Source organism: Egibacteraceae bacterium, assembly GCA_040905805.1.
Taxonomy (GTDB): domain Bacteria; phylum Actinomycetota; class Nitriliruptoria; order Euzebyales; family Egibacteraceae; genus DATLGH01.
Genome location: JBBDQS010000040.1, coordinates 1 through 1,428, shown reverse-complemented (window position 1 = coordinate 1,428; position 1,428 = coordinate 1). Strand labels below are relative to the sequence as shown.

At 70.2% G+C, this 1,428-nt stretch carries 1 protein-coding gene; it reads left to right on the top strand.

All coding sequences use genetic code 11. The features are described 5' to 3' along the window. On the top strand, nt 1-1,428 hold a 1,428-nt coding region (locus WD250_05145; GenBank protein ID MEX2619586.1), incomplete at both ends, for a hypothetical protein.

The window sequence follows — 1,428 nt, the reverse complement described above, 5'->3', positions numbered from 1 at the left end:
CGCTGGACTGGAGCTACGAGCTGCTCGACGACGTGCAGCGGTTGGGGTTGGCGAGACTGTCGGTGTTCGCCGGGTCGTTCGAACTGGATGCTGCCGAGGCGGTGGTGGCCGGGGACGGCATCGACGGCGACGACGTGCTTGACCTGGTCGCTGGGCTGGTCGAGCAGTCCATGGTGCAGGTCGTCGAGCGCCACGGCAGGGCCCGCTACCGGCTGCTGGAGACGATCCGGGTGTATGCCCGGCAGCGACTGGCCGAGCTGGACGACCCCGCCCGGGTGCGTGGCCGCCATCTGGCGTTTCATGTCGCGCTGGCCGGGAGGGCGCACGCGGGTCTGTCCGGTGGGCATCCCGAACTCTGGATGGCGCGGCTTGCGGCCGGTCTGGATGATCTGCGCGCCGCGATGGACTGGGCGGCGGAGGCCCGGGACCTGCGCAGCCTGGTGGACATCACCGAGCCGATCTTCCGCTTCTGGTTCGAGCACGGTCTGAGCCGAGAGGCGTACCGGCGCTTGCATGACGGGGCCGATGCCCCGGGCGCCCCTGCTGACGAGCGGGTGCGGGGGCTGACCACCGCGGCGCTGTTGGCTCTCCGCGACAGCCAACCGGCCAGCGCCTATCGGTCGGCGAGCCGTGCAATTGACGCGGCACGCGCCGCCGATGTGGGCGGGACGCTCGCGCACGGTTTGAGCATTCGGGCCCAGGCCGGGGCCCTGTCGGGACTGTCGATAAGCGAGCAGGTAGATGCTGATGTCGAGGAAGCGGTCGGACACGCCGAGCGGTGCGGTGATGCTGCGACCCACGCTCACGTTCTGGCGGTCGCCGGATGGACGCTGCTTCGTAGCCGCACGATCGGCGCCGGGTGCCACCTGCTCGATGAGGCGATCGAGGTCTCCGAGGCCACCGAGGTCGCCTTCCACCTTCCGGCCGCCAACGCGGTTCTTGGCCTGTGGCCGGTGTGGTCCGGTCGGCTCGACCAGACACGTTCTCACGCGCGACGTGCCGTCGAACTCGCGCGCCAGGTCGGGCGTCCCGGATGGGAGGCGGTCGGGCTCGCCGGCCTGGGAGCGGCCGACGTCCTGCAAGGCGATCACGAACGAGCGCAGGGCTGGCTGTCCCAGGCGCACACGGTGTTACTGGCACGAGCCCTGAGCGGATCTGAATACGAGATGTGGTCCCGTCCCTGGTTCGTGTTGTCGGCCTACGCCTCCGGTGAACTGGAAACCGCTCGAACCGCGGCCGCGGAGATCGTGCGGTTCGGCCGTGGGAGCGGCGACCGCTGGAACCAAGCCATCGGTGAGTGGCTGTTGGGCGAACTTGCACACGGCCAGCAGCGCCACAACGACGCACGAGCACATCTGGAGGCCAGCCGCGCGCTGTCGACCGACCCGAGGCTGCCGTTCCCGCTGGGTCGGTCGTTGCTCGGCCTCG